Raw genomic sequence first — 8953 nt, 5'->3', positions numbered from 1 at the left:
CATGACGGTGATTTTTGACGGGACCAATCATGGGACTTCGCTCCTTCTTTTTTCTTTCAGTTTACATCAAAAAAGTATCGAAATAAACAAAAAAAGACTGTCGAGAGGGTTTCTCGACAGCCTGAAAAACCTTGTCACAGAATTGTGACAAGGTTTTTCGTTTTCTCACTAGCTATCTTATTCTTTCGTTAACTGGCTAACGATTACTCTCACTGCTTTTTCGATATAAGGATCTCTTCCGGTTTTTAAAACTGCCGGAACAAAAGTACGTTGCTTCATCATTTCATAGTAACCGTACATGCCGTCTTCTAACGATATGCCTTGCTCAACTAGAAAAGAAGAGTTTAAAATCCTCCGTAGAGATGCTTCATCTTGCTCAATTACGAGCGCAGGGGAGTGCGGATTAAAATCTCCATCGATGATACCGTTTTCATAAAAAGAGTGAAGTGTGACTAACCGCTCGTTCGCTAATGCTAATTTCCGTTCATAGAATGTCGGGCATACTGACTTTAATTCAGTTAAATATATTTCAGACGCGTAAACAGCAGAGAACACCGTTTGTTCAAATACAGCTGGCAACCGCTGAATATAAGGATAACGAGAATTGTTGATAAACTGGTTGCTTCTATTCAAGTAGTCGATATAGATTTCCGTCACTTCTAGGATGATGTCTTCTTTAGATGCGAAAAAATTATACAAAGAAGCGCGGCTAATACCCATTAATCGTGCCAAATCTTGAATTGTCAACGTAATAAATCCCTCTGTACGAACGGTTTCTATAATTTTTTCAGTATAGGTACGGCGCATAATCTGCCGTTCTTCTGGTGAAATTTTCCGCATCTAAACACCTCCATCTTGTGAAAATTATAACACAAGAAAACCGTGAGCAGATGTCCTTTTTTCTTCATTGTTTAAACAGGCTGTAAGGGTGGTAAACAGTTAGAGTGTAATAATAATAGACAGTTTTTATGTTAATCGTCTAAAGTGATGGGAATGGAGTTGACGAATATGGCATTAGGGAAAACTGCAATCGTTACAGGTGCAAGCAGTGGTATCGGTCAAGCGACGGCGAAGGAATTAGCTAGCAAAGGCTATCATGTGCTACTTGCTGCAAGACGGGAAGATCGATTGATCGCCTTAAAAAAAGAGATTGAAGCTGCTGGTGGTACGGCAGATTATAAAGTTACAGATGTTACTTCTCGAAGTGAAATGACTGCATTAATAGAAGCTGGGCTCGAGACAAACGGTACGATTGATGTATTGGTGAATAATGCCGGATTAATGCCTTTATCATTTATGAATAAGCTAAAAGTTGATGAATGGGACAAAATGATTGATGTCAATATCAAAGGTGTTCTTTATGGAATTGCTGCTGTGTTGCCAGTTATGGAAAAACAAAAATTTGGTCATATTTTAACTATTTCATCCGTGGCAGGTCATACAATTTCTAAAGGAAGTGCGGTATACAGCGGTACCAAGTTTGCAGTTCGTGCGATTACAGAAGGGTTGCGTCAAGAAATTGATCCTTCACATGAAATTCGCGTGACGATTGTGTCACCAGGAGCGGTTGAAACCGAATTGACCGATACGATTACAGACGAAGATATAATAACTGCTTTTAAAAATGGTCAACCGATGGAAATGCTTAAAGCACAAGATATTGCCAATGCGATCGCTTTTGCCGTGGAACAACCGGCATATGTGGACGTTAATGAGATTTTGATTCGCCCTAGACAACAACCGTAAATCAAAAAAAAGAATGGAGACGATCCAAGTGAAAACCGATTTTTCAAAAATTTATATAAATGGTGAATGGATTCAAGGTTCTAGTAATAACCAGATGAAAAATACCAATCCATTTACTGGTGAAGAACTAGTAATCACACAAGCTGCCGATAAAAGTGATTTAGATTTGGCTTATAAAGCTGCTGCAGAAGCACAAGTTGAATGGGCAAAAGAACTACCGCAAAACAAACGAGCGGTTATTGAAAAAGCAATAGAAGTCATGCAGGAGAACAAAGAGCTAATTATTGACTGGTTAGTTAAAGAAGCAGGCAGTACTGTGATTAAAGCAACAGTTGAGTTTGGTGCGTCAGTTAACATCTTGAAAGAAGCAGCAACTTTCCCTTACCGGATGGAAGGTAAAATTCTTCCTTCGCAACAAGCAGGTAAAGAAAACCGTGTATACCGCAATGCACTAGGAGTTATCGGTATTATTAGCCCGTGGAATTTCCCATTCCATTTAGCGATTCGTTCTATCGCGCCTGCTATTGCAACTGGCAATGCGGTTGTGATCAAACCTGCAACCGATACACCCGTAACAGGTGGATTGTTGTTTGCCAGCATTTTCGAAGCAGCTGGATTGCCCAAAGGTCTATTAAACGTCGTAGTTGGACGTGGTTCAGAAATCGGTGATGACATTGTAACGCATCCAACACCGCGTTTGATTTCCTTTACTGGGTCTACGCCAGTCGGAAAGCGTATTGGTGAGCTCGCGGGTGGCGCGTTAAAGAAAACTGCGTTAGAACTTGGTGGAAACAATAATTTTATCGTCTTAAAAGATGCTGATGTAGATCAGGCTGTCGATTCCGCATTATTCGGTAAATTCTATCACCAAGGTCAAATTTGTATGTCTATCAACCGCATTTTTGTTCATCAAGATATTTATGACGATTTCGCAGAGCAGTTCATTACACGTGCTAGCAAATTAAAATTCGGAAATCCTGCCGAACAAGATACGCAAGTCGGACCGCTGATTAACCGCGATCAAGTCGACCGGATTCTCAAAGACATCAATGCAAGTGTGGAGCAAGGTGCCCAAATTCGTCTTGGAGGACAAGCGGATGGCAATGTGCTAGAACCAACTGTTCTAACTGGCGTTACAAATGATATGCCTCTTGCAGAAAATGAAATTTTTGGTCCTGTAGCAATTCTGATTCCTTTTGATAGCGACGAGGAAGTCGTGAAGATGGCAAATGCTTATCCGTATGGATTGAGCGGAGCTGTCCATTCCTCAAATATCGAATACGGAACGACCATCGCTCATCAAATCCACACGGGCATGATTCATGTAAACGATCAATCGGTTAACGATGAAGCGCATATGCCGTTTGGTGGAGAAAAAGATTCAGGTCTAGGCCGTTTCAATGGTGAATGGGTACTAGAAGAGTTTACAACGTTAAAATGGCTATCGGTTCAACATCAACGTCGTGAATATGGACCATTTGTTACTAACACCAAAAAATAAAAGACTGTGACATCGGCAGCCTCAGCATTGGGGTTGTCGTTTTTTGTGTTAAACCAACTAGCTGTTTCTAAAAAATGATTCGTATTCTATCATTAACTGTTAGTGAAAGGGAATGGACGAAGCTAAGTCGAATTTCATATTGAGTAAAGACATGATGAAAGGAAATGATGAATTTGGCTAAATGGTTCCCTCATATATACGATGTTGCAATGAAGCCGCTAGAAAAAATGCGTTTTGAGCGGATTCGTGCAAATCTTGTTCGTCAAGCACAAGGGAAAGTTTTGGAAATTGGTTTTGGTACTGGCGCAAACTTCCACTACTATCAGGATGTTGAACGCGTTGATGCTATTGAACCAAATCCTGCTATGAGTAAACAAGCAAACAAACGCATCCAAAAAACCCATACCCCCATTTATACCTATCAAGCAAAGGCAGAGGAATTGCCTTTTGAGGATAACCGCTTTGATACCACTGTTGCAACACTGGTTTTTTGTACGATTCCTGATCCTGAAAAAGCACTTCAAGAAATACGGAGAACTTGTAAAGTAGGAGCAAAAATCCTGTTATTTGAACATGTCAAAATGGATCAGAAGATGATGGGCAAAACTCAAGAAGCATTAACACCAGCCTGGAGAAAAATGTGCGATGGCTGTCATTTAAACCGTGATACGCTCAAACTGGTAAAGCAATCAGGATTAGAAGTGCAGAAAGTAACTTCTTATTACGGTGGACTTTTTCTTACGATTGAATGCTGTAATTCTTTATAAGCAAGTAGATCATGTTAAACTGCTCTTTTAACAAACATTAGATGCTATTGCTTTTATTTTTTTAAGGAATATTAATATCGTAAAAAAGTGATCTAATTACCGGCTTACTGCGTAGTATAAGTAAGAGAAATAAAAGACACAGCGATAATCTATTTCTCGAACTCCACATTTTAAGGAGATTGATAAAAAGAAAAGATTTTCCTGTAGCGGGAAGTATAGTAAGGTAGTAATACGAAATACGTGACAAAGGAGACAGGGGATGGAAAAAAGTACTGATACAAATTTGTATATGCGGGTCAGTCAACAAGATAAAGCCGCATTAGAACAATTATACGACCGCTACGAAAAAATCCTTTTTTCTTTTCTGTATAAAATGCTAGAAGATCGCGAGCTAGCTGAGGAAGCCTTACAAGAGGTGTTCATTAAAATTTGGCGCGGTAAAGGGGTTTACGATGAAAGCAAAGGGAAATTTACTTCCTGGCTTTTTAGAATGGCGCAGAATACAGCTATTGACTTAATACGAAAACGCAAACAGCCATCTGTTCCAATTGAAGAAGCGGCGCAAATGGTCAGCAATGATGCACCGGTTGAGCAGCAGGTCGAATGGCAAGAAGAGAAAAGTCAGATTGAAATGGCTGTTCAACACTTATCAGCAGAGCAGCAAAAAATGATCGATTTATTTTATTTCAAGGGACATACACATGAGACAATCGCGGACATGTGCAATATTCCACTGGGAACTGTTAAGAGCCGAATAAGACTGGCATTAAAGAAGTTGAAAATATCACTGCATGGAATGCAGGAAAGGGGGGCTTATGATGACTAATATAGATTGTGATTACCTACTAGATTATTTGAATGGAACATTGTCAATAGCTGAGGTTCAGCAATTTGAAGAACACTTAAAAACGTGTACGGAATGCCAAGAGATAGTAGAAGCAACTGGTCAGCTCCCTTATCTTGCAGACCCAGTGGAACCACCGACAGCGATGAAAGCACGAATTCTAGCTAATGTATTTGAAGAAGAACCTGTTCAGGATAATCCGTCAGTGGCATTAAAACCAGCAATGTCTGCGATACCGATAAGCAAAAATAAAAGCAGGAGAAACACCTGGAAACCGCTGCTCGCAGCTGTACTTTTATTGTCACTACTAGGTAATGGCTATGCTTTCTTTCAGCTATCTGACAAAGAAGGTGGACCAGAAACAGCGATTCAATCATTCCAGTTAGAGCCGAATGCAGCATTCTCAGGAACTGCAACAGCAGAAATCATCGAAGAAGATGGGTTAGTAAACCTTGTTGTCCAGGCAGATCGATTAGCTGAATTAGACGCAAGTCAAGTTTATCAAGTTTGGTTGATCAAAGATGGGAAGCCAATTCCAGCCGGCGCGTTTTCGCCTAATCCCAATGGAGAAGGTGCAAGCTACTATCAACTAGAAGAGACAGCAGCAGAATGGGATACTATTGCTGTGACGCTTGAACCTAAAGCAGGAAACCAATTGCCAGAAGGCGAAATTGTATTAAGTTCAGAAATTTAACTATCCGCTTTTGCGGATAGTTTTTTTCTTTTGAATCTTTTTTCAAATAAAGTGATCTAATGGATCGCTCCTTGCGTTATGTCTGTATAACGAAAAAAAAAACAAGAAAAAGGGAGCGATTTTAGTATGAAATTAAACAAATTACTGTTAGCCCTACCACTTAGCCTAGCGTTGCTTGTACCAACAGCAGCACTTGCCGACAGCCACGGCGGTCATTCAACAAGCGAAACCGCAACAGAAGTAAGCACGACAACACCTGCGGCGGAACTGCGCATTGCACTGGATACGACCTTAACAGAGCACGCATTTCTAGCAGTTGAAGCGATGCGTAAAGGCGTCGACGGGGCAGAAGATTTTGATCAAGCAGCAGGAGCCTTACTGGCAAACGCTGACGACTTGTCTGCAGCTGTTGGTTCAGTTTACGGGGAAGAAGGCGCCGCACAGTTTGACGAAGTATGGAAGTCGCACATCGGCTATTTCGTTGATTACGTGACAGCAACCGCTGAAGACAACCAAGAAGGCAAAGACCAAGCGTTAGCGGAACTGGAAACCTACAAAGTCGAACAATCGAAATTCTTTGATACTGCCACAGGCGGACTCTTGCCAGCAGCGGCGGTTCAAGAAGGATTGGACATGCACGTCGATCAGTTGATCATGGCGTTTGACGCGTATGTGGCCGGCGATTTTGAAAAAGCTTACTCACTTGAGCGCGAATCGATTCAACACATGAGCATGTTCGCCGAAAGCTTGTCTGTAGCGATCACGACGCAATTCCCGGACAAATTTGACAACACCAGTGCCGATACACCGGCCATTGATTTGCGTGCCACACTCAACACAACGTTCACTGAACACGCAGGACTTGCGGTCATGGCGATGCAAGACGGCGCGGACGGCGCCGAAAGTTTTGACCAAGCAGCAGGGGCACTTCTTGCGAACGCCGATGACTTGTCAGCAGCCGTAGGATCGGTTTACGGCGACGAAGCCGGTGCACAATTTGAAGAAACATGGAAGTCGCACATTGGTTACTTTGTGGATTACGTAACAGCAACCGGTGAAGGCAACAAAGAAGGGCAAGAACAAGCGCGTGCCGAGCTTGATCAGTACATCGTAGACCAAGCAGCCTTCTTAGACGCAGCAACAGAGGGACGTGTTCCTGCAGCAGCACTGGAAGAAGGTTTAACTGCTCACGTTGGGCAACTACTGGCGGCATTTGATTCGTATGTAGCGGGCGATTATGACGCAGCGTACAGCTCGATTCGCGAGGCGTATGCACACATGCAAATGCCAGCAGCGGGCTTGTCTGCAGCGATTGTCGATCAATTCCCAGACCAATTCGGCGCGACTGAAATGCCAGCCGAAATGCCGAAAACAGGCATGGGTGGTATGTCTGATACCGGATCATTCCCATTCATGTGGGTACTGGCCGGCTTAATGTTAGCGGCATTGACGACCGTAGTCGCAGTTCGTACACGTAAACAGTAATAGCAATGCGTGTTTGAATAACTAATAAATAAATCCCTAAGTCATGTACATGACTTAGGGATTTATTTTGAGTAGGTCGGGATAAGAAAAAGCAGCGAGGCATTGTAAAAACTAAAGAATAATTTTGCAGCAAATTCTGAAGTAGAAGACGAAAAGTAAATAATTAAATTTTTGCTTTCTATCGTCTTTGACATCTCTTCGAAAATAAAGTACATTATCATATGGGCGAACAATTATTAAGTTATATAGATATATCATTCGTGTATAGGGGTGTAATTTATGGAAAATGTATTTGATTACGAAGATATTCAATTAGTTCCTGCAAAAGCAGTAGTGAACAGCCGTTCAGAATGTGATACATCAATTGAATTTGGTGGACGAACTTTTAAATTACCGGTTGTACCTGCCAATATGCAGACAATCGTAGATGAAAAAATTGCGGGATATTTAGCGGAAAATAATTACTTCTATATCATGCACCGATTCGAGCCAGAAAAGCGCTTAGCATTTATAAAAGACATGCAACAGCGTGGACTTTTTGCATCGATCAGTGTAGGGATTAAACCAGAAGAATATGATTTCATTCAATTAGTAGCTGATGAAAAAATAATACCTGAATATATTACAATTGATGTGGCACATGGTCACTCAAACGCAGTTATCGACATGATTCAGCATGTTAAAAAACTACTGCCAAACAGTTTTTTAATTGCTGGAAATGTGGGCACACCAGAAGCTGTTCGCGAACTTGAACACGCAGGGGCAGACGCGACAAAAGTGGGCATCGGGCCAGGAAAAGTTTGCATTACGAAGATTAAAACAGGTTTCGGTACAGGAGGCTGGCAGTTGGCGGCACTTCGTTGGTGTGCCAAAGCAGCAAGTAAACCCATTATCGCAGATGGGGGTATTCGTACACATGGTGATATTGCAAAATCAGTGCGCTTTGGGGCGTCAATGGTGATGATTGGTTCACTTTTTGCTGGACACGAAGAGTCGCCTGGTCAAACGATCAACCAGGACGGAAAACTATTAAAAGAGTATTTCGGTTCAGCCTCAGAATTCCAAAAAGGCGAAAAGAAAAACGTTGAAGGTAAGAAGATGTTTGTAGAATATAAAGGTCCATTAAAAGAAACGTTAGTAGAAATGGAACAAGATCTTCAATCGGCGATTTCTTATGCGGGTGGAGACAAACTATTAGCAATTCGCAATGTTGATTATGTTATCGTTAAAAATTCCATTTTCAATGGAGATAAAGTGTATTGATTTATTGAAAAGCCCATCAATTAGTTGATTGATGGGCTTTTTTCTGCTTAGTTGTTAGTAGCCAGATGATGACAGAAACCGTTAATAGTGCCCCAAACAAGAGGTATTGAACACTTTTAGGAACGACTTGTATCAAACCGTAAACTACGGCCAACTCCATAATTACAGCTGGAATTTTACCAATGGTGCTGGCGACCCAAAACTTTTTCCCATTAATCGTTGTTAATGCGGCACCCGCTGTCACAAAACCTGAAGGCATAAATGGCAGCAGACGGAGGAAAATCACCAAACTGAAAACTTGTTTTGTTGTTTGTCGCTGAAACTTTTGCCAGAACGGATGGATGAGCCATTTAGGGTCTGCTTTGGAAAAGCCAAAGCGGTAAAGATAAAATCCAAACAAGGCTCCGAATATTTCACCAGCAAATGTTAAAGTAGCGCCACCATAGAGTCCTAGCGACTGAATATTGATGGCGGTCATGAGGGCGCTAGGAATAAATCCAACAGCACCAACGACTATATTGGCGATAAGTAAAATGACGGTTTTAACTAAAGTAAGTAAAATTTCCATAAGCGATGACTCCTTTTTAGCATTCAATCTTTAACATGTTTTACAAATCCCTTACGAACAAAGAGAACGAATCATTCATATATTT

At 41.4% G+C, this 8953-nt stretch carries 9 protein-coding genes; 7 read left to right on the top strand and 2 right to left on the bottom strand.

Annotated elements, in window-relative coordinates:
* Positions 1-177 precede the first annotated feature (177 nt).
* Positions 178-840, bottom strand: a complete 663-nt coding sequence (locus tag QMF37_RS15730) for a TetR/AcrR family transcriptional regulator (RefSeq protein ID WP_283478832.1) — start codon at positions 838-840, stop codon at positions 178-180.
* 168 nt (positions 841-1008) lie between these two features.
* Between QMF37_RS15730 and QMF37_RS15725 the strand changes: the two genes are divergently transcribed.
* The 7 genes from QMF37_RS15725 (at position 1009) to guaC (ending at position 8300) form a co-directional block, all read left to right on the top strand.
* Complete coding sequence (locus tag QMF37_RS15725; RefSeq protein WP_283478831.1) at positions 1009-1746, top strand: SDR family oxidoreductase; 738 nt, start codon at positions 1009-1011, stop codon at positions 1744-1746.
* A 28-nt stretch (positions 1747-1774) separates the two neighbouring features.
* Positions 1775-3247, top strand: a complete 1473-nt coding sequence (locus tag QMF37_RS15720) for an aldehyde dehydrogenase family protein (protein WP_071154294.1) — start codon at positions 1775-1777, stop codon at positions 3245-3247.
* 173 nt (positions 3248-3420) lie between these two features.
* Entirely contained in the window at positions 3421-4014 is a 594-nt protein-coding gene (locus QMF37_RS15715) for a class I SAM-dependent methyltransferase (protein ID WP_071154295.1), read from the top strand.
* Positions 4015-4273: 259 nt separating this feature from the next.
* A complete protein-coding gene (locus QMF37_RS15710; RefSeq protein WP_058385335.1) occupies positions 4274-4840 on the top strand; it encodes an RNA polymerase sigma factor in 567 nt (188 codons plus the stop codon).
* Positions 4833-5552, top strand: a complete 720-nt coding sequence (locus QMF37_RS15705; protein WP_071154296.1) for an anti-sigma factor — start codon at positions 4833-4835, stop codon at positions 5550-5552. The genes QMF37_RS15710 and QMF37_RS15705 overlap by 8 nt, the downstream gene beginning before the upstream one ends.
* 126 nt (positions 5553-5678) lie before the next feature.
* On the top strand, positions 5679-7037 hold the full coding sequence (locus QMF37_RS15700) for a copper amine oxidase (protein ID WP_283478828.1): 1359 nt from the start codon (positions 5679-5681) through the stop codon (positions 7035-7037).
* Between the two features lie 279 nt (positions 7038-7316).
* Positions 7317-8300 (top strand): GMP reductase, encoded by a 984-nt coding sequence (guaC, locus tag QMF37_RS15695; RefSeq protein ID WP_078080424.1) that lies wholly within the window; start codon positions 7317-7319, stop codon positions 8298-8300.
* A 16-nt stretch (positions 8301-8316) separates the two neighbouring features.
* Here guaC and QMF37_RS15690 read toward each other — a convergent pair whose 3' ends face one another.
* On the bottom strand, positions 8317-8868 hold the full coding sequence (locus QMF37_RS15690) for a TVP38/TMEM64 family protein (RefSeq protein ID WP_143039548.1): 552 nt from the start codon (positions 8866-8868) through the stop codon (positions 8317-8319).
* Positions 8869-8953: the final 85 nt, after the last annotated feature.

Source organism: Planococcus sp. S3-L1 (genome assembly GCF_030063085.1).
In the GTDB taxonomy this organism is placed as follows: Bacteria; Bacillota; Bacilli; order Bacillales_A; family Planococcaceae; genus Planococcus; species Planococcus kocurii.
Note: the sequence above shows the minus strand (reverse complement) of the source record. Positions and strands in the feature narration are given on the sequence as shown.